This window comes from Streptomyces sp. NPDC038280 (assembly GCF_055600045.1).
Genome location: NZ_JBVJYZ010000005.1, coordinates 301474 through 325965 on the forward strand (window position 1 = coordinate 301474; position 24492 = coordinate 325965).

Genomic DNA, 24492 nt, shown 5'->3' on the forward strand with positions numbered 1-24492 from the left:
TTGTAGGGACCTCCAGATATCTACCCGCGTAGATTTTGGAGACAGGTACGCTGAGGGAACCGCCCACGCAACACACCACCGGGAGTGCCAGTGGCACGCGTCGTAGTCGACGTCATGCTCAAGCCGGAGATCCTCGACCCGCAGGGCCAGGCGGTGCAGCGCGCACTGCCCCGCCTCGGTTTCAAGGGGATCACCGACGTCCGCCAGGGAAAGCGCTTCGAGCTCGAGGTTGAGGGACCGGTCGATGACGCCGCCCTCGCCCGCATCCATGAGATGGCCGAAACGTTCCTCGCCAACACCGTCATCGAGGACTTCGTCGTAAAGGTGGAGTCGTGACCACTCGTATCGGAGTCGTCACCTTCCCCGGAACCCTCGACGACCGGGACGCGCTGCGCGCCGCCCGTCTCGCGGGCGCCGAACCCGTCTCGCTGTGGCACCGCGACAAGGACCTCAAGCAGGTCGACGCCGTGGTTCTCGCCGGCGGCTTCTCCTACGGCGACTATCTGCGGGCCGGGTCCATCTCCCGTTTCTCGCCGGTGATGGAGACGATCATCGAGCAGGCCAAGGCCGGTATGCCCGTCCTCGGTATCTGCAACGGCTTCCAGATCCTCACCGAGGCCCATCTGCTGCCGGGCGCGATGCTGCGCAACAACCACCTGCACTTCATCTGCCGCGACCAGAAGCTGCGGGTGGAGAACGCCGGGACCGCCTGGACCGCCGACTACGAGCAGGGCCAGGAGATCCAGGTCCCGCTCAAGAACATGGACGGCCGGTATGTCGCCGACGAGCGCGTGCTCGACGAGCTGGAGGCCGAAGGCCGGGTGGCCTTCCGGTACCTGGACCTCAACCCGAACGGCTCGCTGCGGGACATCGCCGGCATCACCAACGCCGCCGGCAACGTCGTCGGCCTGATGCCGCACCCGGAGCACGCCGTGGAGCCGCTGGTCGGCACGGGCCGCACCGACGGTCTCGGGTTCTTCACGTCGATCCTCAAGAAGTTGGTCAGCGCATGACTCTCGACACCGTCAAGCACGCGGGCGAGACGCCCGACGTCGAGCAGCCGTGGTCCGAGCTCGGTCTGAAGAAGGACGAGTACGAGCGCATCCGCGAGATCCTCGGCAGGCGACCCACCGGCGCCGAGCTCGCCATGTACTCCGTCATGTGGTCCGAGCACTGCTCGTACAAGAGCAGCAAGGTCCACCTGAAGCAGTTCGGCGAGAAGGTCCCCGAGAACGACGCCATGCTCGTCGGCATCGGCGAGAACGCCGGCGTGGTCGACGTGGGCCAGGGGTACGCGGTGACCTTCAAGGTCGAGTCGCACAACCACCCCTCGTACATCGAGCCCTACCAGGGCGCGGCCACCGGCGTCGGCGGCATCGTCCGCGACATCCTCGCCATGGGCGCGCGTCCGGTCGCGGTCGTCGACCCGCTGCGCTTCGGCGCGGCCGACCACCCCGACACCAAGCGTGTCCTGCCGGGTGTCGTCGCCGGCATCGGCGGCTACGGCAACTGCCTGGGCCTGCCCAACATCGGCGGCGAGGTCGTCTTCGACGCCTGCTACCAGGGCAACCCGCTGGTCAACGCCGGCTGCATCGGCGTCATGAAGCACGAGGACATCCACCTCGCCAAGGCCTCCGGCCCCGGCAACAAGGTCATCCTCTACGGCGCCCGTACGGGTGGCGACGGCATCGGCGGCGTCTCGGTCCTCGCGTCCGAGACCTTCGACGACACCAAGCCCACCAAGCGGCCCGCCGTCCAGGTCGGTGACCCCTTCCAGGAGAAGCTCCTCATCGAGTGCACCCTGGAGATCTTCAAGGAGAAGCTGGTCGCCGGCATCCAGGACCTGGGTGGCGCCGGACTCTCCTGCGCGACCTCCGAGCTGGCCTCCGCCGGCTCCGGCGGTATGCGCGTCGAGCTGGACACCGTGCCGCTGCGCGACGCGACCCTCTCGCCCGAGGAAATCCTCATGAGCGAGTCGCAGGAGCGCATGTGCGCGATCGTCGAGCCCGAGCACGTCGACCGCTTCCTGGAGATCTGCGAGAAGTGGGACGTCATCGCCACCGTCATCGGTGAGGTGACCGAGGGCGAGCGGCTGGAGATCTTCTGGCACGGCGAGCAGATCGTCGATGTTCCGCCGCGTTCGGTGGCCCACGAGGGCCCGACCTACCACCGGCCGTTCGCGCGCCCGTCGTGGCAGGACGCGCTCCAGGCCGACGACGCCGGCAAGCTGCCCCGGCCGCAGACGCCGGAGGAGCTGCGGGAGCAGGTCCTGGCCCTGGTCTCGTCGCCGAACCAGGCGTCGAAGTCCTGGATCACCGACCAGTACGACCGTTTCGTGCAGGGCAACACCGTGCTCGCCCAGCCCGAGGACGCCGGCATGGTCCGGATCGACGAGGAGTCGAACCTGGGTGTGGCCATGGCGACCGACGGCAACGGCCGGTACGCGAAGCTCGACCCGTACACGGGCGCACAGCTCGCGCTGGCGGAGGCGTACCGCAATGTCGCCGCCTCCGGTGCCAAGCCGCTCGCCATCTCCGACTGCCTGAACTTCGGCTCCCCCGAGGACCCGGACGTCATGTGGCAGTTCGCCGAGGCCACCCGTGGTCTGGCGGACGGCTGTCTGCAGCTGGGCACCCCGGTGACCGGCGGCAACGTGTCGCTGTACAACCAGACCGGCGAGGTCGCCATCCACCCCACCCCCGTGGTGGCGGTGCTCGGTGTGATCGACGACGTCAACCGCCGTACGCCGATCGCCTTCGCGGAAGAGGGCCAGCTCCTCTACCTGCTGGGTGACACGCGTGAGGAGTTCGGCGGCTCGGCCTGGTCCGAGGTCGTCCACCAGCACCTCGGCGGTCTGCCGCCGACGGTGGACCTCGACCGGGAGAAGCTGCTCGGCGACATCCTCATCGCGGCCTCCCGCGACGGCATGATCGACGCGGCGCACGACCTGTCCGACGGCGGTCTGGTCCAGGCGGTCGTGGAGTCGTGCCTGCGCGGCGACAACGGCGCGCGGCTGGTCGTCCCGGACGGCCTGGACGCCTTCACCTTCCTCTTCAGCGAGTCGGCGGGCCGCGCGGTCGTGTCCGTGCCGCGCAGCGAGGAGCTCCGCTTCACCGACATGTGCGGAGCGCGGGGTCTGCCCGCGACCCGGATCGGTGTCGTGGACGGCGAAGAGGTCGATGTCCAGGGCCAGTTCAGCATCGCGCTGAGCGAGCTGCGCACGGCGCACGAGCAGACCATTCCGGGCCTGCTCGCCTGACACCCGGCTGTAGGCGGCCCCCGTCCGGACCTGGTCCGGACGGGGGCTCCGCCGTTCCTTCGGACTCCGCCGTGCTCCGGTCGCGTGGGACCGGCGGCCGGCTAGGCGGCCTGGCCCCAGAACGCGTCCGATTGGTCGATGTCCTCGACGCACGCGTCGATGTCGGAGATCTTGCCTCCGATGATGGTGAAGAACAGACCGCCCCTCATCTCTATGCCACGGTCCCCGCGCTCGGCGTACAGCTTGTGGACGGACATGACGTGCCCGCGCCCGTCCGGGAAGACGCCCTGCAGCTCGGACCGCATGGAGCCGCCGGTGAGCTCGAAGAGCCGTCCGAACAGCTCCAGGACGTTGTCCCGGCCCTTGAAGTGCCCTGAGATCTGGCTCTCCCCGGGGGAGTGGTAAGCACAGTCCGTGGTCATCAGGGAGCCGAGTGTCTCCATGTCGCCGCGTTCGAACGCTTCGTAGCCCCGGCGGATCAGGGCACTGTCCGGGTGCTCACTCATAGGTGGATCACGCCCTTCCTGCACTCGCGCCTTCTCCCATCTTCCGTCGGGTCCCGGGCCGCTGTCCTGTGGGAGGGATTAACCTCGGCCCATGCCACCGGCCAAGAGGCGCGCCCGCCGATACGACTCCGCCAAGACGCGCGCCGCCGTGCTCGCACAGTTCGACCACGTCCGCGTCGGGGTGCTCACGCTGACGGCCGAGCAGCTGGAGGCGCCCACCCGGCTCGGTGACTGGACCGTGCGTGAGGTCGCCGCGCATCTGGCCATGGCCGTCGGATCCGTCGCCCGCCACCTCGGCGAGCCCGAGCCCGCACGGCATGAAGTCGCCCTGCTCGACTGGCCGTTCGCGACCGAGTCCGCCGCCGGTCAGGTCGACGAGAACACCAGGGCCGTCGCGGCCGACGCGGATCTCGCGGAGCTGTACGGCCGTACCGAGGCCCTGTACAACGAGCGGATGGCCGGGGCCCCGGACGACCGGCTGGTGCCGTCCCGGTTCGGCGCGATGTGGCTCGGTGACTTCCTCGTCACCCGGACCGTCGAACTCATCGTCCACACCGACGACCTCAACGACGCGACGGGCCTCGGCATCCCGTACGACAAGCAGGCGCTGGCAGCCTGCACGCGACTGCTGGCGGACGCGCTCGCGGTGAAGGCGCCGGGGGGTTCGGTGGAGGTACGGATTCCGCCGTACGCGGTGGTGCAGTGCGTCGAGGGTCCCCGGCACACCCGGGGCACCCCGCCGAACGTGATCGAGACGGACCCGCTGACATGGATCCGGCTCGCCACCGGGCGTACGACGTGGAGCGAGGCGCTCCACGCGACGCAGGTGCACGCGAGCGGTGAGCGCGCCGATCTCGCCGAGCTGCTGCCGATCATGGGCTGAGGCGAGCCGTGCGAGCCGCGCAGCGACCAGGGGCGGAGCCCGGGAGGAAACCCGACGCGGAGTCCGGCGTGGAACCGGAGTCCGGGATGTCCCGTCCCAGCGGTATGCAGAAGCAGCACAGCACCGCTCTCGCCGCCGTGGCGCTCCTGGCGCTCGTCACCGCCTGTGGAACACAGACCGGGTCCGGCCCAGGAGGGGGCGGTTCGGTCGTCCCGGACGTGCCCGTCACGGGTGTCCACTGGGTCGTCGACAGCGTGACGGTGGACGGCCGGAAGACCGCTGCCCCAGCCGCGGCCCGTGTCGAGATCGACTCCAAGGGTGTGGCCAAGGGCACTACCGGCTGCAACCAGTTCCGGGCCGATGTCACCGTCGCGGGCGACACCCTGACGGTGAAGCCCGGCGAGACGACCGAGATCGGCTGCCCGCCGGAGCTCCAGGCCTTCGAGTCCGCGCTGAACGGCGCCTTCTCGGGCACGCTCAAGGCGAAGCTCGACGACGACAGGCTCACCCTGACGACGCGGGAGGGCGACACCATCGCCCTGACCTCGCAGCCGCCCGCGCCGCTCCACGGCACCACCTGGACGGTCACCTCCCTCACCTCCGGCGACACCGCGACGTCCCTGCCGGCCGGTACGGAGGGCAAGGCGCACTTCGTCTTCGGCAAGGACGGGTCCGTGAGTGGCACCCTCGGCTGCAACCGCTTCAACACGACGGCCAAGGCGTCCGGCTCGACCCTCACCTTCGGCCGGGTCGTCACCACCCGGATGCTCTGCCCCGACCCGCAGATGGATCTGGAGAACGCCCTGCTCAAGGTGTTCGAGAGCAAGGCGACCCATCAGCTCCGGCACCGCGGTCTGTCCCTCACCGCGCCGAACGGCAAGGGACTCGCGGCGGTGGCGGAGGACGCCGAGCGGAAGTGACACGGGACGCGCCGGCGCAGCGTGAGGCGCCGGCGCGCGAGCGCACCGGGGTGCGGGCTCTGCGCCGCGCGGGCCACACCGCCCACTCGTGGCCGGCCCGCTCCCGGACCTGCCCGTTGCGAACTAAGTCACATCCGCCGACCCCCTCGCGAACGACCCGGCGTGACCCCTGACCAGTAGGTTCGTACGAGATCCAAAAGGAACATAACCCCAGGTCAGCCCCGTGGACAGGGCCCAGGAGCCCCTCGTGCGAGCCCTCTCGCGCCCCGCACTCCGTGGGACCCTCCAAAGCGCCGCCCGCGCGCTCTGTCCGCATCCCCAATTCGGACCAGTGGTCGATCTCGCCTACACTCGGTGGCGTGCCACGTGGTGACGGTCGACTCAATCACGATCTGCTTCCCGGCGAAAAAGGCCCCCAGGACGCTTGCGGCGTCTTCGGTGTCTGGGCTCCGGGTGAAGAGGTCGCAAAGCTCACGTACTTCGGGCTCTACGCCCTCCAACATCGGGGTCAGGAATCCGCGGGAATCGCGGTCAGCAACGGCTCCCAGATCCTCGTCTTCAAGGACATGGGCCTTGTGTCCCAGGTCTTCGACGAGACCTCTCTCGGTTCTCTCCAAGGTCATATCGCGGTCGGTCACGCCCGCTACTCGACCACCGGTGCCTCCGTGTGGGAGAACGCGCAGCCGACCTTCCGGGCAACCGCCCACGGTTCGATCGCGCTCGGCCACAACGGCAATCTGGTCAACACGGCGCAGCTCGCCGAGATGGTCGCCGCTCTCCCCAAGGAGAACGGCCGTTCCACTCAGGTGGCTGCCACCAATGACACCGACCTCGTCACCGCGCTCCTCGCGGGTCAGTACGACGACGACGGCAAGCCTCTGACCATCGAGGAGGCGGCCGCCAAGGTCCTTCCCGATGTCATGGGCGCCTTCTCCCTCGTCTTCATGGACGAGCACACCCTTTACGCCGCCCGCGACCCGCAGGGCATCCGCCCGCTGGTCCTCGGCCGGCTGGAGCGGGGCTGGGTGGTCGCCTCCGAGACCGCCGCCCTCGACATCTGCGGCGCCAGCTTCGTCCGCGAGGTCGAGCCGGGCGAGCTGATCGCGATCGACGAGAACGGTCTCCGTACGTCTCGATTCGCGGAAGCGAAGCCCAAGGGCTGTGTCTTCGAGTACGTCTACCTGGCGCGCCCCGACACCGACATCGCCGGCCGGAACGTCTATCTCTCCCGTGTGGAGATGGGACGGAAACTGGCCAAGGAAGCCCCGGTCGAGGCGGACCTGGTCATAGCGACGCCGGAGTCCGGCACCCCCGCCGCGATCGGCTACGCCGAGGCGAGCGGCATCCCCTTCGGCGCGGGCCTGGTCAAGAACGCCTATGTCGGCCGGACCTTCATCCAGCCCTCGCAGACCATCCGCCAGCTGGGCATCCGGCTGAAGCTGAACCCGCTCAAGGACGTCATCAAGGGCAAGCGCCTGGTGGTCGTGGACGACTCGATCGTCCGCGGCAACACCCAGCGCGCCCTGGTCAAGATGCTCCGCGAGGCCGGCGCCGCCGAGATCCACATCCGGATCTCCTCGCCGCCGGTGAAGTGGCCCTGCTTCTTCGGCATCGACTTCGCCACCCGCGCGGAGCTGATCGCCAACGGCATGTCGATCGAGGAGATCGGCAAGTCCCTGGGCGCCGACTCGCTCTCGTACATCTCCCTCGACGGGATGATCGAGGCGACCACGATCCAGAAGCCGAATCTCTGCCGCGCCTGCTTCGACGGCGAGTACCCGATGGACCTCCCGGACCCCGAGCTGCTCGGTAAGCAGCTCCTGGAGTCCGAGCTCGCCGCCGGGCCGGCCGCCACGGCCGCCGCCGACGCGCTCCGTCGCCCGTAAGACTCCCGCAGTAACCGCAGTGACGACACGAAAGTTCTCAGCATGCCCCCTGCATCTGATCAGGTGACTCCGTCCCCGGGCACTGGTGCCAGCTACGCAAGCGCGGGCGTCGACATCGAAGCGGGCGACCGCGCCGTCGAGCTGATGAAGGAGTGGGTGAAGAAGACGCAGCGCCCCGAGGTCCTCGGCGGCCTCGGCGGGTTCGCCGGTCTCTTCGACGCCTCCGCCCTCAAGCGCTACGAGCGCCCGCTCCTGGCCTCCGCCACCGACGGCGTCGGTACGAAGGTCGACATCGCCCGCCAGATGGGCGTGTACGACACGATCGGCCACGACCTGGTCGCGATGGTCATGGACGACATCGTCGTCTGCGGCGCCGAGCCGCTCTTCATGACCGACTACATCTGCGTCGGCAAGGTCCACCCCGAGCGGGTCGCGGCCATCGTCAAGGGCATCGCCGAGGGCTGTGTCCTCGCCGGCTGCGCCCTGGTGGGCGGCGAGACCGCCGAGCACCCCGGCCTCCTGGGCCCCGACGACTTCGACGTCGCCGGCGCCGGCACGGGTGTCGTGGAGTACGACCGTCTGCTCGGCGCGGATCGTATCCGTACGGGTGACGCGGTGATCGCCATGGCGTCCTCCGGCCTTCACTCCAACGGGTACTCCCTGGTACGGCATGTGGTCTTCGACCGGGCGGGGATGACCCTCGACCAGCAGGTCGACGAGCTCGGCCGCACGCTGGGCGAGGAGCTGCTGGAGCCCACCAAGATCTACTCGCTGGACTGCCTGGCGCTGACCCGGACCACCGATGTGCACGCCTTCAGCCACATCACCGGTGGCGGCCTGGCCGCCAACCTGGCCCGGGTCGTCCCGGACGGGCTGCACGCCACGGTCGACCGTTCCAGCTGGGCCCCGGGCGCGATCTTCGACCTGGTCGGCAAGGCGGGCCAGGTGGAGCGCCTGGAGCTGGAGAAGACGCTGAACATGGGCGTCGGCATGATGGCCGTCGTCCCGGCCGACTCGGTCGACGTGGCGCTGACCACCCTCGCGGACCGTGGCGTGGACGCCTGGGTCGCGGGTGAGATCACCGAGCGCGGCGACCACGCGACCGGCGCCACGATGGTCGGGGACTACGCGAGCTGAACAGCACAAAGCCCGGTCCGGGGAGGCCCCGGACCGGGTGAGTGCTGCTGCTGTTGTGCGTCAGTGCGAGGTCAAGCGCGTCAAGCACCGCGACGCTGAGACGACGGACCGGACTCTTCGTCCTCGTCCTCGTCATCGTTGTAGAGATCCGCGTACTGCGCGTACGGGTCGTCTTCTTCGTCGTCGTCCTCGAACGGCTCGCCATTCGGCGGCTGACTCGAAGTCGAAGCGCCCAGCTCATTGGCCAGACGCGACAGGTCAGTCCCGCCGCTGCTGTACTTCAGCTGGCGGGCGACCTTCGTCTGCTTGGCCTTTGCCCGGCCGCGCCCCATGGCTCGACCCCCTCGGTGACGGGGCTCGACGGCCCCAGAGTCTTGACACGCGTTCATGGTTCGGAACGGGCTCTCCGTAGAGGGACCGGTCCGTAGGGCTTCAACGGTACCTGCTTCCGCGGCCATACGGTACGCCGCCCGCATGACGTGCCCCGGTGCAGAACCCTCGAGGTGCCCTGTCCTCGCTGGTCAACCGCGATTTTAACCTCTTCTTGGCGGCCGACCCGCCGACCGTTCGTGAGTCTTGTCTCGCTCTTGGCGAACGCGTGGACGATCGCTCGGACGGACGTCCGTGCGATCGTCCAACTCACTGGCGGCGGGTCGACCCTCCTGTCACACCTGGTTCCGCGCGCTACTTCGCACGGGCGGCGCGAGCCTCCGCCATCCGCTGCTCGGCGATCCGGTCGGCCGCGGCGGCCGGCGGAATCCCGTCCGCCTTCGCACGTGCGAATATGGCGAGCGTGGTGTCGAAGATCTTCGCGGCCTTCGCCTTGCACCGGTCGAAGTCGAAGCCGTGCAGCTCGTCGGCGACCTGGATGACCCCGCCCGCGTTGACGACGTAGTCGGGGGCGTAGACGATCCCGCGGTCCGCGATGTCCTTCTCGACACCCGGGTGCGCGAGCTGGTTGTTGGCCGCGCCGCAGACGATCTTGGCGGTCAGTACGGGCACCGTCTCGTCGTTGAGGGCACCACCGAGCGCGCAGGGGGCGTAGACGTCCAGGCCCTCGAGGCGGATCAGCTCGTCGGTGTTCGCTACCACGGTGACCTGCGGGAACTTGTCAGTGATCCGGCGCACCGACTCCTCGCGGACATCCGTGACGACGACTTCGGCGCCGTCCTCCAGGAGGTGCTCGACCAGGTAGTGACCGACCTTGCCGACACCCGCGACGCCGACCTTGCGGCCGCGCAGCGACGGGTCGCCCCAGGCGAACTGGGCCGAGGCCCGCATGCCCTGGAAGACACCGAAGGCGGTGAGCACCGAGGAGTCCCCGGCGCCGCCGTTCTCGGGGGAACGGCCCGTGGTCCAGGGGTTCTCCCGGGCCACCACGTCCATGTCGGCCACATAGGTGCCGACGTCGCAGGCCGTGACGTAGCGGCCGCCGAGCGAGGCCACGAACCGGCCGTAGGCCAGCAGCAGCTCCTCGGTCTTGATCAGCTCCGGGTCACCGATGATCACGGCCTTGCCGCCGCCGTGGTCGAGGCCGGCCATGGCGTTCTTGTACGACATTCCCCGGGAGAGGTTCAGCGCGTCGGCGACGGCCGCTTCCTCGGAGGCGTAGGGGTAGAAACGGGTGCCGCCGAGGGCCGGGCCCAGGGCGGTGGAGTGGATGGCGATGACGGCCTTGAGGCCGGAGGCGCGGTCCTGGCACAGCACGACTTGCTCGTGGCCACCCTGCTCCGAGTGGAACAAGGTGTGCAGTACGTCGACAGGAACGCCGGTCACATCGGTCACTGTGGTGACTCCCAAGTACGAAGCGGCGGTTGAACGCCCCTCCTGCGGGTGGGGGAAGGGCTCCGCGGCCCGTTTCGGGGCCGCTTCGGCAAGAGAGTAAGTCCTACGCGTGCGTAGATCCGACGCAGTGCTCAGGATCACCCCCTCCCGGAGTACCCGCATGGAAGGATTTGCGACATGCCCGCGGTGTCTTCGGTCCTCGTCCCGTACGCCTCCTATCTGCGCGTGTACGAACCGCTGGCGGCCTTCCCCGAGCCGGAGCGCGGTCACTGGGCCCGCTACGCCCGGCGCGCGGCCACCCCCACGGCGCAGGACGAGCTGCGGCGGTCGCTGGCCGACCTGCTGCCGACCCCACCGGTCGCGGTGCCGGTCCATGAGAGCGGGGACGCCTTCGTCGCCCTGGTGGACGGGGTGGTGTGCGTCTGTCCGTGGCGGACCCGGCTGCGCGGCTGGCTCGCCCTGGAGGAGCTGGGACGGCAGTTGCCGGCGTCGCTTCTGGACGCGGTGCTGCCACCGGTGGTCCGGGGGCAGGCGGAGGCGGACTACGAGCGGTGGCGGGACCGGAACCCGGACGCCCGGCCGTGGATCCGGACCTCGGTGTGGCAGGTCCCGGTGCGCTGGTTCGCGCTCTTCACCGACGAGGAGCGGGAGTACGTCCCCGCCCGGGGCCCGGGGGAGCCTCCGGTGCTGCGCTACCGCACGCCGATGGTCCAGGCGCGGCGCCGGCTGGCGCGGGGGCTGCGGACGCTGCGCGAGACGACGGAGGAAGGCCCGCTGACCGAGGGCCTGGTGGACGTGGGGCGGTGGCTGGAGGAGTTCCATCCCCGCTCGCTGGTCGAACTCGACTACGGCGGCCTGGTGCACGCGCTGTCGGCGCGCCAGCTGGAGGACGACCGGTCGGCGGCCGATGTGGCCGAGGGGATCGCGGCGCTGCGGGTCGGCGACGGCGAGGCGGCGAACGCGGCGTACGAGCGGCTGATGGAACGGTGGCGGGCGATCCGCGACCGGCAGTTCGCCAACTGACCCCACGCGGAAGGGAAGAGGGGCCCGCCGCGCGTCACCGTCGGGACGTAGGTCCCGATCCGGGCCTTTGACTCAAGGGTGACGGATCGCACTTACTGCACCCTTGCGCCCATCACCCACCCTCGTGCCAAAATAGGACAAGGAGTCCGGGGAGGGTTCCTTCCGTCCCACTAGGGGCGGAATTGCTCAGCATTGCACTCTATGGGGGGTCTGACGACTCCTGATCGCTCTGTGACTGATCGTCACTGTGACGTGACTGTCCGCTATGGCATGGTCCATCGGCTTCCGCCGCTGATGAACACCTGAGAGGGCAATTCCATCGGTTTGGCCGACGTGGCTGGACAGATGGTGTAGTTGTAGTGCCGAGGACAAGCCGTTCGTCCTATAACCGACTCGGCTCGCGTCCGCCATTTCGGGCAACGCGGGTCAAGGTGCAGAATTTAGAGGAAAGAACCGAGAAGGTTCGGTTCTCCCGAGGAGGCCGCTCATGACCGCTCGCACCCCTGATGCCGAGCCGCTGCTGACCCCCGCTGAGGTTGCCACGATGTTCCGCGTGGACCCGAAGACGGTGACCCGTTGGGCGAAGGCGGGCAAGCTCACGTCCATCCGCACGCTTGGTGGACATCGCCGCTATCGCGAGGCAGAGGTCCGCGCACTGCTTGCGGGTATTCCGCAGCAGCGCAGCGAGGCCTGAACACCCCGATGAACCGGGCGTTTCCGGATCCCCCAATCCGGTCGGCCCACCCCTAGCTCCAACGGCGGCTGCCTGCCCCAACAGGCCTTCGTCTTCGATCGCGCTGGACTCCGCCGGGTCCAGCGCGATCTTTTTTATGCCCGGAGGGGCGGGCGGATGCCTGGGGGGAGGGGTGCGGGGGAAGGCGGCGAGAGAGTCTTGGGGGCCGTGCAATTGCACATATTAAATTGGTCTGGTGTAGGGGGGAGGTAAGTGGGGGTGTTTCCGAAACTCGTTCGGTGACACCCGTCACACCGTCAAACTCTTGCCATGTAACAGCCTGCCGCCGTAGAGGAGCCGGCCAACACGCCGATGCTCATGGGGTGGTGGGACTTTCGCCCGCGGCCCGGGGGTCGTCGGTGGAGTCGTGCGCGGGGCCGTGTGGGGGCTCGTCCGTGGGTTCGTCCGCGAGATCGTCCGTGAGGGAGCCCTGGGGGACCGGCTCGTCGGCCGTGGGGGGCAACTCCATGGCGAGGCGCAGGAGGCGATGACAGACGGGGCAGTGGCGCGTGACATGTCCGTACCGGGACGCGGCCGCCAGATGGGCGCGCAGCAGCGCTCGGGTCTCGTGTCTGGCAGTGGACGCAGCGGCCATGCGCGTCACCTCCGGTGTGGGCCCCCGATTCCCTGATGCAGGGGTACCGGTGGTTCCCGACGCGCGTCAATACGCGCGCACGACGAAGGCCCGCGCCTTTCGGCACGGGCCTTCGTTTTCTGCGGTCCTGACGGGATTTGAACCCGCGGCCTCCACCTTGACAGGGTGGCGAGCACTCCAAACTGCTCCACAGGACCAGGTTTCGCAGCTCGTACTTGCGCTTGGCTGCGAGAGAGACTGTACAGCAGGTCAGAGGGTCCGGTCGAACTCACTCCGGGCGATCACCGTGTCACGGTGCCGCCGCGTCGATCGCCTTCACGATCCGCTTGTCGGAGACGGGGTACGCCGTGCCCAGCGCGTGGGCGAAGTAGCTGACCCGCAGCTCCTCGATCATCCAGCGGATCTCCCGTACCTCCTGGGGTACCGGCCGTCCCTGGGGGAGCTGCTCCAACAGCCAGGCGTACTCGTCCCGCATCTCGTGGACCTTCTCCATGCGCGTGGTGTCGCGCTGCGCCGCCGACGGCATCTGCTGGAGGCGGCGGTCCACGGCCACCAGGTAGCGCATGAGGTCCGGCAGGCGGCGCAGGCCGGTCTTCGTGACGAAGCCCGCCGGCATGAGGGCCGCCAGCTGCTGCCGTACGTCCTGGACGTTGGCGACCAGGACGAGGCTGTTGGTGGCCTTCAGACGGCGCTCGCAGGCCTGCCAGGCGGCCAGGATCTGCTGGACCTGCCCGACGGTCCGTACGGTCGTGTCGACGAGGTCGGCGCGGACCTTGTCGTACAGCTTCCGGAACGATTCCTCGTCCCAGGCCGGCCCTCCGTGGTCGCCGATCAGCTTGTCCGCCGCGGCGGTCGCGCAGTCGTCGAAGAGGGCCTGCACCGAGCCATGCGGATTGCGGGACAGGGCGAGCTTCTGCTGGTTGCTGAGCTTGTCCGAGGCGAACTTGGCGGGGTTCACCGGGATGTTGAGCATGATCAACTTCCGGGTGCCCCGCCACATCGCCTGGGCCTGTTCCGCCTCGGTGTCGAAGAGGCGTACGGAGACGGTGTCACCGGCGTCCACGAGCGCCGGGAAGGCCTTCACCGGCTGGCCGGCGCGCCGGGTCTCGAAGACCTTCGTCAGCGTGCCGATCGTCCAGTCCGTCAGGCCCGTGCGCTCGATCGACTCCCCGCTCGGCCCCGCGGTCGCCGCGGCGGCCTGGGAGAGGGCCTGACGGGCCTTCGGGCGCAGCTGGAGCTTGAGGGCCTCCAGGTCCTTGTCCTCGGCGAGCTTCCGGCGGCGCTCGTCAACGATCCGGAAGGTGATCTTCAGGTGGTCGGGGACGCGCGTCAGGTCGAAGTCATCGGCGGTGACCGGGACACCGACCATCCGCTGGAGCTCACGGGCCAGCGTCACCGTCAGGGGCTCCTGCAGGGGGACGGCCCTCTCCAGGAACTTCGACGCGTAGTTCGGCGCCGGCACGTAGTGGCGGCGTATCGGCTTCGGCAGCGAGCGGATCAGCTCCACCACGACCTCCTCGCGCAGGCCCGGGATCTGCCAGTCGAAGCCCTCGTCGGTGACCTGGTTCAGCACCTGGAGCGGCACATGGACGGTGACACCGTCGGCGTCCGCGCCCGGCTCGAACTGGTACGTCACCTTGAACTTCAGCCGGCCCTGGCGCCAGGAGTCGGGATAGTCGTCCTTGGTGACCGCCCCGGCCTTCTCGTTGATGAGCATCTCGCGCTCGAAGTCGAGGAAGTCCGGTGCCTCATGGCGCTTGTGCTTCCACCAGGAGTCGAAGTGCGCCCCGGACACGACGTGTTCGGGGACCCGCTGGTCGTAGAAGTCGAAGAGGGTCTCGTCGTCGACCAGGATGTCCCGGCGGCGGGCGCGGTGCTCCAGCTCCTCGACCTCGGTGAGGAGCTTGCGGTTGTCGGCGAAGAACTTGTGGTGCGTGCGCCAGTCGCCCTCGACCAGGGCGTTGCGGATGAACAGCTCGCGGGACGCCTCCGGGTCGATCCGGCCGAAGTTCACCTTGCGCTGGGCCACGATCGGCACGCCGTACAGCGTGACCTTCTCGTACGCCATCACGGCCGCCTGGTCCTTCTCCCAGTGCGGCTCGCTGTAGGTGCGCTTGATCAGATGCTGGGCGAGCGGCTCGACCCACTCGGGCTCGATCTTCGCGTTGACCCGCGCCCACAGCCGCGAGGTCTCCACCAGCTCGGCGGACATGAGGAACCGCGGCGGCTTCTTGAAGAGCGCGGAGCCGGGGAAGACCGCGAACTTGGCGCTGCGGGCGCCCAGATACTCGTTCTTCGCGCCCTCCTTGATGTCCTTCATGCCGATGTGGGACAGCAGGCCGGAGAGCAGTGAGACATGGACGGACTGCTCGGGAGCGTCGTCCTCGTTGAGATGGATGCCCATCGTCTTGGCGACCGTACGCAGCTGGCTGTAGATGTCCTGCCACTCGCGGATGCGCAGGAAGTTCAGGTACTCCTGCTTGCACATCCGGCGGAAGGCGGAGGAGCCGCGCTCCTTCTGCTGCTCACGGATGTAGCGCCAGAGGTTCAGATAGGCCAGGAAGTCGGACGTCTCGTCCTTGAAGCGGGCGTGCTGCTGGTCGGCCTGCGCCTGCTTCTCGGCCGGTCGCTCGCGCGGGTCCTGGATGGAGAGCGCGGCGGCGATCACCATCACCTCGCGCACGCAGCCGTTCTTGTCGGCCTCCAGGACCATCCGGGCGAGCCGCGGGTCGACCGGGAGCTGGGCGAGCTTGCGGCCCATGTCCGTGAGCCGCTTCTTCGGATCCTTCTGTACGGGGTCCAGCGCACCGAGCTCCTGGAGGAGCTGGACGCCGTCGCGGATGTTGCGGTGGTCCGGCGGGTCGATGAAGGGGAACTTCTCGATGTCGCCGAGGCCCGCCGCGGTCATCTGGAGGATGACGGACGCGAGGTTGGTGCGCAGGATCTCGGCGTCGGTGAACTCGGGGCGGCCGAGGAAGTCGTCCTCGTCGTACAGCCGGACGCAGATGCCGTCCGACGTGCGGCCGCAGCGGCCCTTGCGCTGGTTGGCGCTGGCCTGGCTGATCCGCTCGATGGGGAGGCGCTGGACCTTGGTGCGGTGGCTGTAGCGGGAGATGCGGGCGGTGCCCGGATCGATCACGTACTTGATGCCGGGGACGGTCAGGGACGTCTCGGCGACATTCGTCGCGAGGACGATCCGGCGGCCCGAGTGGGCCTGGAAGACGCGGTGCTGCTCGGCGTGCGAGAGCCGGGCGTAGAGGGGGAGCACCTCGGTGTTCCGGAGCTTCTTCTTCAGGAGCGCGTCGGCGGTGTCGCGGATCTCGCGCTCGCCGGAGAGGAAGACCAGGATGTCGCCCGGGCCCTCCGACTGGAGCTCGTCGACGGCGTCGCAGATCGCGGTGATCTGGTCGCGGTCGGACTCCTCGGAGTCCTCTTCCAGGAGGGGCCGGTAGCGGACCTCGACCGGGTACGTACGGCCCGAGACCTCGACGATCGGGGCGTCGCCGAAGTGGCGGGAGAAGCGCTCCGGGTCGATCGTCGCGGAGGTGATGACGACCTTGAGGTCCGGGCGCTTGGGCAGCAGCTGGGCCAGATAGCCGAGCAGGAAGTCGATGTTGAGGGACCGCTCGTGGGCCTCGTCGATGATGATCGTGTCGTAGGCGCGCAGCTCGCGGTCCGTCTGGATCTCGGCGAGCAGGATGCCGTCCGTCATCAGCTTGACGAAGGTCGCGTCCTGGTTGACCTGGTCGGTGAACCGGACCTTCCAGCCGACCGCCTCGCCGAGCGGGGTGTTCAGCTCGTCGGCGACCCGCTCGGCGACCGTGCGGGCCGCGATACGGCGGGGCTGTGTGTGGCCGATCATGCCCCGCACGCCCCGGCCGAGCTCCATACAGATCTTCGGGATCTGTGTCGTCTTGCCGGACCCGGTCTCACCGGCGACGATCACGACCTGATGGTCCCGTATCGCCTCCAGGATCGCGTCCTTCTTCTGGCTGACCGGGAGCTGCGCGGGATACGTGATCTCGGGTACGCGGGAGGCGCGCCGGTCGATCCGCTCCTTGGCCTTGCCGGCCTCGGCGGCGATCTCGTCCAGCACGGCGTCCCGGGCTTCGGGCTTACGGATGCGGCGGGCGCCTTCGAGACGGCGGCCGAGCCGGTGCGCGTCCCGCAGCGAGACCTCGGCCAGCAGTGTCTGGAGAGCGGCGAAGGAAGTAGACATACGGTCTCCAGGATCGCACCCGGGAAGAGAGGGTGGCGAACCGATTATCGATGGGGCCGTCGGGTTCGCCGCCGACGCGCGGGGTTTCGCCGTCGCGGGGGCGCCGACACGTACCATTTCGGGCGGACGCGGCCCCTCCCCGCGATCACCGTACGGACAGGAGAGCCGCCCCGATGCCCCGCTTCAGCCACCGCGCCGGCCGCGTTCCGGCCGCACTGGTGGCTCTGCTGGTGGCTCTGCTCGCGGGGGTGCTGGTGTGCGGCGGCGGAACTTCTGGGGGAGGCGGCCCACGCGTCGGGAGCGGCGGCGCGCCGGCCATGAAGGCCGTGAGTCACGGGCCGTACGTCGGTGGCACGGCCACGGGCCCCGTGACCCATGGACCGTACGTCGGTGAACCGAGCACCAGGGCCGTGACCCGTGCGCCCGCCGTCGTGGTGGGCGACCCGGGGCCGCCCGGCTGCGGGGAGCGCACGCCCCACGCGGGCGGGGCCGGGCCCGCGACTCCGCCCCGGTCCGGCGCCTTCGGGGAGCTGCTGCCCGCGCTGTACGACGCGCACGGCACCCACGGCATCCGGGGCGCCGGAACCGACGTACGGCGTCTCTCCGCCGGGCGGGCGCCGCCGGCTGTCGCACCGCCCTCTCCCGAGGACCTCTCGATCCTGCGCGTGTAGGACCGGCGCGAGCCACTCTCGCCCTAGCCGGTCCCTTTCGTACCTCTTACGCACCACGCGCGCCCAGGAGCTCCGCCATGCCCCTTCCCCTGTCCCCCTCCACGTCCAAGCCGCTGCTCATCGGCGCCGGTGTCGCCGTCGCCGCCGTGCTGCTCGGTGTCGCCTCGTACACCGCCACCCGGCCGGAGGGTCCCGGGTCCGCCGGCTCCGGCCCCGCCGCCGTCGTCTCCGCCGACCCGCGGGCGGGGGTCTACCCGGAGCTGACGAAGCTCGCCCGCCGCGACGCGTCCGACGCGCTGGCGCGCGGCCGGGCGGACGCGCCCGTCGTCCTGATCGAGTACGCCGACTTCACGTGCGGTTACTGCGGACAGTTCGCCCGCGACACCGAGCCCGAGCTGATCGAGAAGTACGTGGACAACGGCACCCTGCGCATCGAATGGCGCAACTTCCCGATCTTCGGCGAGGAGTCGGAGGCGGCCGCGCGGGCCTCCTGGGCGGCCGGGCGGCAGGGCCGGTTCTGGGAGTTCCACAAGGCCGCGTACGCCGAGGGCGCCAAGCAGAAGGGCTTCGGTACGGACCGGCTCAGGACCCTCGCGCGGGAGGCGGGGGTGGCCGATCTCGACCGCTTCACCCGCGATCTCGACGCGGACGGGGCGAGGAACGCCGTGAAGCGCGACCAGGACGAGGGGTACGGCCTCGGCGCCACCTCCACGCCGTCCTTCCTGATCAACGGCCGGCCGATCGCGGGCGCCCAGTCCATGGAGACCTTCACCGCCGCCATCGAGGCAGCGAGGAAGACGGCCACCGCCGCTTCCCCGACCCCCTCCGCCCCCGCTCCCTCCGCCTCCGCGACCGGGGGCCGGAAGTGACCACCGACGCCGGCTATCTGGCCGCCTTCCTCGGCGGCCTTCTGGCCCTGCTCAGCCCCTGCAGCGCGCTGCTGCTCCCGGCGTTCTTCGCGTACTCCGTCGACAGCCCCACCCGGTTGCTCGCCCGGACCGGAATCTTCTACGCCGGTCTGGCCACCACGCTTGTGCCGCTCGGCGCCGCCGGGTCGCTGGCCGGGCGGCTCTTCTACGGCCACCGCGACCTCCTCGTGGCCCTCGGCGGCTGGCTGATCATCGTCCTGGGGGTGCTCCAGATCCTTGGCATGGGCTTCGCCTCCCGCCGTATCGCCGAGGCGAGCGTCCGGATCCGTCCGACGACCGCCCTTTCGGTCTACGCCCTGGGTCTGGTCTACGGCCTGGCCGGGTTCTGTGCCGGGCCGATCCTGGGCAGCGTGCTGACGGTGGCCGCGCTCGGTGGCAGCCCGGTGTACGGCGGGCTGCTTCTCGCCGTCTACGCCCTGGGGATGGCCGTCCCCCTCTTCGTCCTCGCGCTGCTCTGGGAGCGGTACGACCTGGGGCGCCGGCGCTGGCTGCGGGGCCGTCCGGTGCGGCTCGGCCGCTTCGAACTGCATACGACATCGCTGCTGTCCGGCCTCTTCTTCGTCGGGATCGGCACGCTGTTCCTGGCCTTCGACGGCACGACGGCCCTGCCGGGGCTGCTGTCGGTGGACGATTCGTTCGCGGTGGAGGAGCGGGTGTCGGTGCTCGGCCGCGCGGTCCCGGACTGGGCCCTGCTGATGGTGGTGCTCGGGGTCGTCGCCGTCGTCCTGGCGGTCCGGGGGTGGCGCCGCCGGGAGGAGGAGCGGGTCTGACACGACGAAGGCCCCGTCCAGAGGACGGGGCCTTCGAGTGGTGGCTGGGGCCGGGGTCGAACCGGCGACCTATCGCTTTTCAGGCGATCGCTCGTACCAACTGAGCTACCCAGCCTGGGGTATCCCCGGCTCGAAAGAGCCAGAGGACGCGATCCACGAGAGATCGCAGCGGTCCTGACGGGATTTGAACCCGCGGCCTCCACCTTGACAGGGTGGCGAGCACTCCAAACTGCTCCACAGGACCAAGCTTATGTGCGAGCACTAGTCTCGCACACGGTAAAGCGTGCCCCCAACGGGATTCGAACCCGTGCTACCGCCTTGAAAGGGCGGCGTCCTGGGCCACTAGACGATGAGGGCTAAGGGCCCACCTGGGCGCTTCGCAGCGCGTCGGGGACGTGAGAAGCATATGGGATGCGGGGAGCTATCGCCAAAACGGTTTCCGCGGCTAGGGCGCCCGGGCCTGGAGCACCTCCGGGACATGGCGGCTGACCTCGGCCGTCGTCAGCCCCAGACCGCCGAGCGTGACCTCGTCCCAGGCCTGGATCCGGCGGGTCGCCCGGTCGAGGTACAGGACGGAGGCGCGGACCTTCTCCGGCTTCTCGTTCTGCACCGCGCGCAGCCCGCCGCCGCCCGTCGAGCCCTCGACGCGCAGCCGGGTACCCCGGGGCAGGACGATGTTCTCGCGGTGGTGCAGATGGCCGGCCAGGACCAGCGGAACCTCGCCGTCCGTCTCGCGGGCCGCGGCCGGGTCGTGGGCGACGGCGATGTCGGCGGGGGTGCCGGCACGCTTCTGGCCGCGCAGGGCGGCGGCGAGGCGGACGCCGGCCGCGTGCTCCGCGTCCACGCCGGGGACGCTCACCGAGCGGTCGGGGGTGAACTGCGGATCGCCCATGCCCGCGATCCTGATGCCCGCGACGGTGACCGCCGAGCCCTCGTCGAGGACGTAGGCGTTCTTCAGCTGGGACACGTACTCCTGGGTGACCTGGGAGTCGTGGTTGCCGCGCACCCAGACATAGGGCGCCCCGAGGTCGGGGATCGAGTCGAGGAAACCGTTCTCGGCGGCGCTGCCGTGGTCCATGGTGTCGCCGGAGTCGATGATCACGTCGATGTCGTACTGCTCCACGAGGCTGGCGATGATCCGCCAGGCCGCTGGGTTGAGATGGATGTCGGAGACGTGCAGGACGCGCATCGTGCCGGGGTCCGGCTGGTAGGTCGGCAGCGTCGAGGTGGCGTCGTAGAGCTTGGTGACGTTGGTGACCAGGCGCGCCAACTCCTGCTGGTAGACGTCGAACTCGGTGACGATCGAGCGGGCGTTGCCGACCACGGAGGGGGCGGAGGAGAGCAGCCCGGAGAAGCGGGGCTCCAGCACGGACTTCGGGCTCCAGGTGGCGTACGTGCCGACGCCGCAGGCGGCGAGCAGGACGATCGAGAGGCCACCGGCGGCGAGGGCGCGCCGGGGGCGGCGGTAGACGGCCAGGGCGAGCGCGGTGGAGCCGCAGACGACGGCGACCGCCGACCGTACGACCAGGTCGCGGGTGCCGTCGGCGACGTCCTGGGCGATCTCCTCCTGGAGGCCCGAGATGCGTTCGGGGTGCTCGACCAGGGCCTGGGCGCGGACCGGGTCGAGCCGGTCGACCCCGACGTCGAGGCGGAGCGGCGAGGCGTGGGAGTCGAGGTCGAGGGCGCCGAGGGGCGGGACGTCGATCCGGGTGCCGCCGGTCAGGGAGGGCTTCAGGGCCATCCGGGTGTCCACGGGGCCGACGGGCGTGCGTACGGCTCCGATGCTGTCGACCGTCAGCAGCCCGAGCCAGGCGCCGAGCAGGACGACACCGATCAGGCCGAGGGCGCGGCGCAGGGGCGAGGGCGTGACGAGGAGGTCTCGGGCCATTGGCGCCGTATGCCCGGGAAGGTGCGGGTCCATGCTCCGTCCTTGCCCCGGCGTGGGCCTGTGTTAACTGCGTGACAATGGTGGCGTGCTGGAGATGACACGCGAGGAGTTCGAGGAACTGGTCGCCGAGGCGCTGGACAGGATCCCGCCGGAGCTGACCCGGCTGATGGACAACGTCGCGGTGTTCGTGGAGGACGAGCCGTCTCCCGAGGACCCGGAGCTGCTTGGGCTGTACGAGGGAACGCCGCTGACGGATCGCGGCGAGTGGTACGCCGGTGTGCTGCCGGACCGGATCACGATCTACCGGGGTCCGACGCTGCGGATGTGCGAGTCGCGCGAGGACGTGGTGGAGGAGACCGAGGTCACGGTGGTGCACGAGATCGCCCACCACTTCGGCATCGACGACGAGCGGTTGCACGCGCTCGGGTACGGCTGAGCCCCGGGGAGGGCGGCAGGGGCCGGGGCGGCTCCACGGGCGTGTCCCCAGCGGTGCGCAGGGAGTTGGGCAGGGGGACTCCGCGTTCCCGAAGCCCAAGATCCCTGCCGTCCGTGCCCTGGAGGTGCCGCTCGTGCGCCAGTTGCCCGTCCCCGTCAGATGGGCCGTCACCGCACTCGCGGTCGCGGCCTCCGCAAGCGGGCTGAGCGGTTGTATGAGTGTCGGCGACGACGGCGGGAAGCCGGCGCCCGCCAAGTCGGCCGAGCGCCGGGGAGCGGCGGCCCACCCGGATGGCGGGGGCGTGGCGCCCGGCGGCAGGCAGGGCCGTAGCGGTCACGGCCCGGCGGGCGCGACGGGCAAGAACGGCGAGAGCGGGAGCGAGGGGGCGGACGACGGCTCCACCGCGTCCCCGGCCCCCGGCGGGTCCGCGGCGCCGTCCTTGAATCCCCCGGTCGGCGGTAAGCCGGACGGGCAGCCGCAGCCTCCGCAGGACCCGGAGCCGGGTGGGGGAGACCCGACGCCGCCGACCGAGGAGCCGGTCACGCCGACGCCGACCCCGCCGGTGGAGGAGCCGCCGAGCCCGACGCCGGAGCCGACCCCGAAGCCGTCCGACCCGCCGTCCGCGTCGCCCGCCGCGGAGACCCACATGGGGGCGATGACGGCGGCGGACGGGCATGGGATGCGGTCCGAGCCGGAGGCATCACCGCAGGTCGGGCCGGTGTGACGAACCCCGGTTTGCCATGGGCGGGGGAGGGTGCGTATGGTGGTAGATCGTTTGATCCCATTTGCCCGGCGCCGACACAGAAGAGCGCCGTGTGGCGCGTACTCTCCCTTGCCGTGGCTGACCGCATTGAGGCGGTCTTTTGCGAAACACACGGAGTTGACGGGCGCGTGCCGAGACTCCGGAAGGTTTCGCATTTCGCATGTCCATTTTCAGTTCTGACCACGCCGTCCTGCCCGAGAACAACGACGAGTCGGCTGCCGTCGAGATCGCTGTCGTCGAGGCCCCCGAGGCCGTCGTCGACGCCCCTGAGGCTCCGGAGGCCGTAGAGGCCGCCGAGGCCGAAGAGTCCTCCGAGCCGACCGTCACCTTCGCCGACCTCGGGCTGCCCGAGGGCGTCGTGCGCAAGCTCGCGCAGAACGGTGTGACCACGCCCTTCCCGATCCAGGCCGCGACCATCCCGGACGCCCTGGCCGGCAAGGACATCCTCGGCCGCGGCCGCACCGGCTCCGGCAAGACCCTCTCGTTCGGTCTGCCGACCCTGGCCGCGCTGGCCGGCGGCGTCACCGAGAAGAAGAAGCCCCGCGCGATCATCCTCACGCCGACGCGTGAGCTGGCGATGCAGGTCGCGGACGCGCTCCAGCCGTACGGCGACGTGCTCGGCCTGAAGATGAAGGTCGTCTGCGGCGGTACGTCGATGAGCAACCAGATCTACGCCCTGGAGCGCGGCGTCGACGTCCTCGTCGCCACTCCGGGCCGACTGCGTGACCTCATCAACCGCGGCGCCTGCTCGCTCGCCAACGTCCAGGTCGCCGTCCTCGACGAGGCCGACCAGATGTCCGACCTGGGCTTCCTGCCCGAGGTCACCGAGCTGCTCGACCAGATCCCCGGCGGCGGCCAGCGCATGCTCTTCTCCGCCACCATGGAGAACGAGATCAGCACCCTGGTCAAGCGCTACCTGACGAACCCCGTCACGCACGAGGTCGACAGCGCGCAGGGCAACGTCTCGACGATGACCCACCACGTCCTGGTCGTGAAGCCGAAGGACAAGGCGCCGGTCACGGCCGCCATCGCCGCCCGCAAGGGCCGCACGATCATCTTCGTCCGCACCCAGCTGGGCGCGGACCGCATCGCCGAGCAGCTGTGCGAGTCGGGCGTGAAGGCCGACGCGCTGCACGGCGGCATGACCCAGGGCGCGCGTACCCGAGTCCTCGAGGACTTCAAGAAGGGTTACGTCAACGCGCTCGTCGCCACCGACGTGGCCGCGCGCGGCATCCACGTCGACGGCATCGACCTGGTCCTCAACGTGGACCCGGCCGGTGACCACAAGGACTACCTGCACCGCTCGGGCCGTACCGCCCGTGCCGGCAAGTCCGGTGTCGTCGTCTCGCTGTCGCTGCCGCACCAGCGCCGCCAGATCTTCCGGCTGATGGAGGACGCGGGCGTCGACGCCTCGCGCCACATCATCCAGAGCGCCGGCGCCTTCGACCCGGAGGTCGCCGAGATCACCGGCGCCCGTTCGCTGACCGAGGTCCAGGCCGACTCCGCGAACAACGCCGCCAAGCAGGCCGAGCGCGAGGTCGTCGACCTCACCAAGCAGCTGGAGCGCGTCCAGCGCCGCGCCGCCGAGCTGCGCGAGGAGGCCGACCGTCTGGTGGCCCGCGCCGCCCGCGAGCGTGGCGAGGACCCGGAGACCGCGGTCGCCGAGGTGACCGAGGCCGCCGAGGCCGAGGTCGCGCAGGCTGTCGCGGCCGCCGCGACGCCGGAGCCGGTGCGCGAGTCCCGCGAGGAGCGCCCGGCGTTCCGCGACGACCGCGGCAACTACGAGCGCCGTGACCGCGGTGGCGACCGCGGGGACCGTGGCGGCTTCCGTCGTGACGACCGTCCCTCGGGCGGCTTCCGCCGTGACAACGACCGTCCGTCCGGTGGTTTCCGTCGTGACGACCGTCCGTCGGGTGGCTTCAACCGTGACGACCGTGGTGGCCGTTCCTTCGAGCGTCGTGACAACGACCGTCCGTCCGGTGGCTTCCGTCGGGACAACGACCGTCCGTCCGGTGGTTTCCGTCGTGACGACCGTCCGTCGGGTGGCTTCAACCGTGACGACCGTGGTGGCCGTTCCTTCGAGCGTCGT

At 70.0% G+C, this 24492-nt stretch carries 21 protein-coding genes and 4 tRNA genes; 15 read left to right on the plus strand and 10 right to left on the minus strand.

From position 1 onward, the window contains the following. The first annotated feature begins 90 nt into the window (after positions 1-90). The 3 genes from purS to purL are packed head-to-tail and all read left to right on the plus strand — an operon-like array spanning position 91 to position 3259. On the plus strand, positions 91-336 hold the full coding sequence (gene purS, locus ACZ7J0_RS14560; RefSeq protein ID WP_468708750.1) for a phosphoribosylformylglycinamidine synthase subunit PurS: 246 nt from the start codon (positions 91-93) through the stop codon (positions 334-336). Continuing rightward, the gene (purQ, locus tag ACZ7J0_RS14565; RefSeq protein WP_470887236.1) at positions 333-1013 is read left to right on the plus strand and encodes a phosphoribosylformylglycinamidine synthase subunit PurQ; all 681 of its coding nucleotides are present in this window, start codon (positions 333-335) and stop codon (positions 1011-1013) included. Before purS ends, purQ begins: the two co-directional genes overlap by 4 nt. Continuing rightward, positions 1010-3259 (plus strand): phosphoribosylformylglycinamidine synthase subunit PurL, encoded by a 2250-nt coding sequence (gene purL, locus ACZ7J0_RS14570; protein WP_470887238.1) that lies wholly within the window; start codon positions 1010-1012, stop codon positions 3257-3259. Before purQ ends, purL begins: the two co-directional genes overlap by 4 nt. Before the next feature lie 101 nt (positions 3260-3360). Here the strand turns inward: purL and ACZ7J0_RS14575 are convergent, their stop codons facing one another. Further along, entirely contained in the window at positions 3361-3765 is a 405-nt protein-coding gene (locus tag ACZ7J0_RS14575; protein ID WP_470887240.1) for a nuclear transport factor 2 family protein, read from the minus strand. Between the two features lie 91 nt (positions 3766-3856). Between ACZ7J0_RS14575 and ACZ7J0_RS14580 the strand changes: the two genes are divergently transcribed. The 4 genes from ACZ7J0_RS14580 (at position 3857) to purM (ending at position 8591) form a co-directional block, all read left to right on the plus strand. Then, the gene (locus ACZ7J0_RS14580; protein ID WP_470887242.1) at positions 3857-4648 is read left to right on the plus strand and encodes a maleylpyruvate isomerase family mycothiol-dependent enzyme; all 792 of its coding nucleotides are present in this window, start codon (positions 3857-3859) and stop codon (positions 4646-4648) included. Positions 4649-4734: 86 nt separating this feature from the next. Then, a complete protein-coding gene (locus tag ACZ7J0_RS14585) occupies positions 4735-5568 on the plus strand; it encodes an META domain-containing protein (protein WP_470887243.1) in 834 nt (277 codons plus the stop codon). A gap of 359 nt (positions 5569-5927) precedes the next feature. Beyond that, on the plus strand, positions 5928-7454 hold the full coding sequence (gene purF, locus ACZ7J0_RS14590) for an amidophosphoribosyltransferase (RefSeq protein WP_470887244.1): 1527 nt from the start codon (positions 5928-5930) through the stop codon (positions 7452-7454). 42 nt (positions 7455-7496) lie between these two features. Continuing rightward, complete coding sequence (gene purM / locus ACZ7J0_RS14595) at positions 7497-8591, plus strand: phosphoribosylformylglycinamidine cyclo-ligase (RefSeq protein ID WP_470887245.1); 1095 nt, start codon at positions 7497-7499, stop codon at positions 8589-8591. Between the two features lie 80 nt (positions 8592-8671). Here the strand turns inward: purM and ACZ7J0_RS14600 are convergent, their stop codons facing one another. Both ACZ7J0_RS14600 and ACZ7J0_RS14605 read right to left on the minus strand, forming a co-directional pair. Then, positions 8672-8923, minus strand: coding sequence for a DUF3073 domain-containing protein (locus ACZ7J0_RS14600; RefSeq protein WP_470887247.1), 252 nt, complete (start codon positions 8921-8923; stop codon positions 8672-8674). A 352-nt stretch (positions 8924-9275) separates the two neighbouring features. Beyond that, the gene (locus ACZ7J0_RS14605; protein WP_470887249.1) at positions 9276-10376 is read right to left on the minus strand and encodes a Leu/Phe/Val dehydrogenase; all 1101 of its coding nucleotides are present in this window, start codon (positions 10374-10376) and stop codon (positions 9276-9278) included. Positions 10377-10553: 177 nt separating this feature from the next. Here ACZ7J0_RS14605 and ACZ7J0_RS14610 point away from each other — a divergent pair, with 177 nt between their 5' ends. Continuing rightward, positions 10554-11399 carry a DUF8083 family protein gene (locus tag ACZ7J0_RS14610; RefSeq protein WP_470887251.1) on the plus strand — a complete coding sequence of 282 codons (846 nt, stop codon included), beginning with the start codon at positions 10554-10556 and terminating at the stop codon, positions 11397-11399. A 487-nt stretch (positions 11400-11886) separates the two neighbouring features. After that, a complete protein-coding gene (gene bldC / locus ACZ7J0_RS14615; RefSeq protein ID WP_003949541.1) occupies positions 11887-12093 on the plus strand; it encodes a developmental transcriptional regulator BldC in 207 nt (68 codons plus the stop codon). A 355-nt stretch (positions 12094-12448) separates the two neighbouring features. Here bldC and ACZ7J0_RS14620 read toward each other — a convergent pair whose 3' ends face one another. The 3 genes from ACZ7J0_RS14620 to hrpA all read right to left on the minus strand — a co-directional run bounded on the left by ACZ7J0_RS14620 (position 12449) and on the right by hrpA (position 16946). Continuing rightward, positions 12449-12727: a DUF6274 family protein gene (locus ACZ7J0_RS14620; protein ID WP_470887253.1), complete on the minus strand. Its 279-nt coding sequence runs from the start codon at positions 12725-12727 to the stop codon at positions 12449-12451. Between the two features lie 122 nt (positions 12728-12849). Next, positions 12850-12924: transfer RNA gene (locus ACZ7J0_RS14625), tRNA-Asp, on the minus strand. Between the two features lie 92 nt (positions 12925-13016). Then, positions 13017-16946, minus strand: a complete 3930-nt coding sequence (hrpA, locus tag ACZ7J0_RS14630) for an ATP-dependent RNA helicase HrpA (RefSeq protein WP_470887255.1) — start codon at positions 16944-16946, stop codon at positions 13017-13019. A gap of 410 nt (positions 16947-17356) precedes the next feature. On the opposite strand from hrpA, the gene ACZ7J0_RS14635 reads away from it, so the two are divergent. The 3 genes from ACZ7J0_RS14635 (at position 17357) to ACZ7J0_RS14645 (ending at position 19316) form a co-directional block, all read left to right on the plus strand. Then, the gene (locus tag ACZ7J0_RS14635) at positions 17357-17617 is read left to right on the plus strand and encodes a hypothetical protein (RefSeq protein ID WP_470887257.1); all 261 of its coding nucleotides are present in this window, start codon (positions 17357-17359) and stop codon (positions 17615-17617) included. Between the two features lie 77 nt (positions 17618-17694). Further along, a complete protein-coding gene (locus ACZ7J0_RS14640) occupies positions 17695-18486 on the plus strand; it encodes a DsbA family protein (protein WP_470887259.1) in 792 nt (263 codons plus the stop codon). Then, positions 18483-19316, plus strand: a complete 834-nt coding sequence (locus tag ACZ7J0_RS14645; protein WP_470887261.1) for a cytochrome c biogenesis CcdA family protein — start codon at positions 18483-18485, stop codon at positions 19314-19316. The genes ACZ7J0_RS14640 and ACZ7J0_RS14645 overlap by 4 nt, the downstream gene beginning before the upstream one ends. Before the next feature lie 38 nt (positions 19317-19354). Here ACZ7J0_RS14645 and ACZ7J0_RS14650 read toward each other — a convergent pair. The 4 genes from ACZ7J0_RS14650 to ACZ7J0_RS14665 form a co-directional block, all read right to left on the minus strand. Next, a tRNA-Phe gene (locus tag ACZ7J0_RS14650) sits at positions 19355-19431 on the minus strand. A 54-nt stretch (positions 19432-19485) separates the two neighbouring features. After that, positions 19486-19560 (minus strand) — tRNA-Asp (locus ACZ7J0_RS14655). 40 nt (positions 19561-19600) lie between these two features. Then, a tRNA-Glu gene (locus ACZ7J0_RS14660) sits at positions 19601-19673 on the minus strand. Between the two features lie 88 nt (positions 19674-19761). Beyond that, the gene (locus ACZ7J0_RS14665; protein WP_470887263.1) at positions 19762-21204 is read right to left on the minus strand and encodes a metallophosphoesterase family protein; all 1443 of its coding nucleotides are present in this window, start codon (positions 21202-21204) and stop codon (positions 19762-19764) included. Positions 21205-21289: 85 nt separating this feature from the next. On the opposite strand from ACZ7J0_RS14665, the gene ACZ7J0_RS14670 reads away from it, so the two are divergent. The 3 genes from ACZ7J0_RS14670 to ACZ7J0_RS14680 form a co-directional block, all read left to right on the plus strand. Continuing rightward, positions 21290-21640 (plus strand): metallopeptidase family protein, encoded by a 351-nt coding sequence (locus ACZ7J0_RS14670; protein WP_468708724.1) that lies wholly within the window; start codon positions 21290-21292, stop codon positions 21638-21640. A 214-nt stretch (positions 21641-21854) separates the two neighbouring features. Then, positions 21855-22364 (plus strand): hypothetical protein, encoded by a 510-nt coding sequence (locus ACZ7J0_RS14675; RefSeq protein ID WP_470887265.1) that lies wholly within the window; start codon positions 21855-21857, stop codon positions 22362-22364. Between the two features lie 199 nt (positions 22365-22563). Beyond that, positions 22564-24492, plus strand: a 1929-nt coding sequence (locus ACZ7J0_RS14680) for a DEAD/DEAH box helicase (protein ID WP_470887267.1), incomplete at its 3' end; no start/stop codon positions are given.

Bases quoted from the DNA above. Each gene is read 5' to 3' on its own strand.
- purL (WP_470887238.1), top strand. From the start codon at position 1,010: ATGACTCTCGACACCGTCAAGCACGCGGGCGAGACGCCCGACGTCGAG.
- ACZ7J0_RS14575 (WP_470887240.1), bottom strand. From the start codon at position 3,765: ATGAGTGAGCACCCGGACAGTGCCCTGATCCGCCGGGGCTACGAAGCG.
- ACZ7J0_RS14580 (WP_470887242.1), top strand. From the start codon at position 3,857: ATGCCACCGGCCAAGAGGCGCGCCCGCCGATACGACTCCGCCAAGACG.
- ACZ7J0_RS14585 (WP_470887243.1), top strand. From the start codon at position 4,735: ATGTCCCGTCCCAGCGGTATGCAGAAGCAGCACAGCACCGCTCTCGCC.
- purM (WP_470887245.1), top strand. From the start codon at position 7,497: ATGCCCCCTGCATCTGATCAGGTGACTCCGTCCCCGGGCACTGGTGCC.
- ACZ7J0_RS14600 (WP_470887247.1), bottom strand. From the start codon at position 8,923: ATGGGGCGCGGCCGGGCAAAGGCCAAGCAGACGAAGGTCGCCCGCCAG.
- ACZ7J0_RS14610 (WP_470887251.1), top strand. From the start codon at position 10,554: ATGCCCGCGGTGTCTTCGGTCCTCGTCCCGTACGCCTCCTATCTGCGC.
- bldC (WP_003949541.1), top strand. From the start codon at position 11,887: ATGACCGCTCGCACCCCTGATGCCGAGCCGCTGCTGACCCCCGCTGAG.
- ACZ7J0_RS14620 (WP_470887253.1), bottom strand. From the start codon at position 12,727: ATGGCCGCTGCGTCCACTGCCAGACACGAGACCCGAGCGCTGCTGCGC.
- hrpA (WP_470887255.1), bottom strand. From the start codon at position 16,946: ATGTCTACTTCCTTCGCCGCTCTCCAGACACTGCTGGCCGAGGTCTCG.
- ACZ7J0_RS14640 (WP_470887259.1), top strand. From the start codon at position 17,695: ATGCCCCTTCCCCTGTCCCCCTCCACGTCCAAGCCGCTGCTCATCGGC.
- ACZ7J0_RS14665 (WP_470887263.1), bottom strand. From the start codon at position 21,204: ATGGCCCGAGACCTCCTCGTCACGCCCTCGCCCCTGCGCCGCGCCCTC.
- ACZ7J0_RS14675 (WP_470887265.1), top strand. From the start codon at position 21,855: ATGAGTGTCGGCGACGACGGCGGGAAGCCGGCGCCCGCCAAGTCGGCC.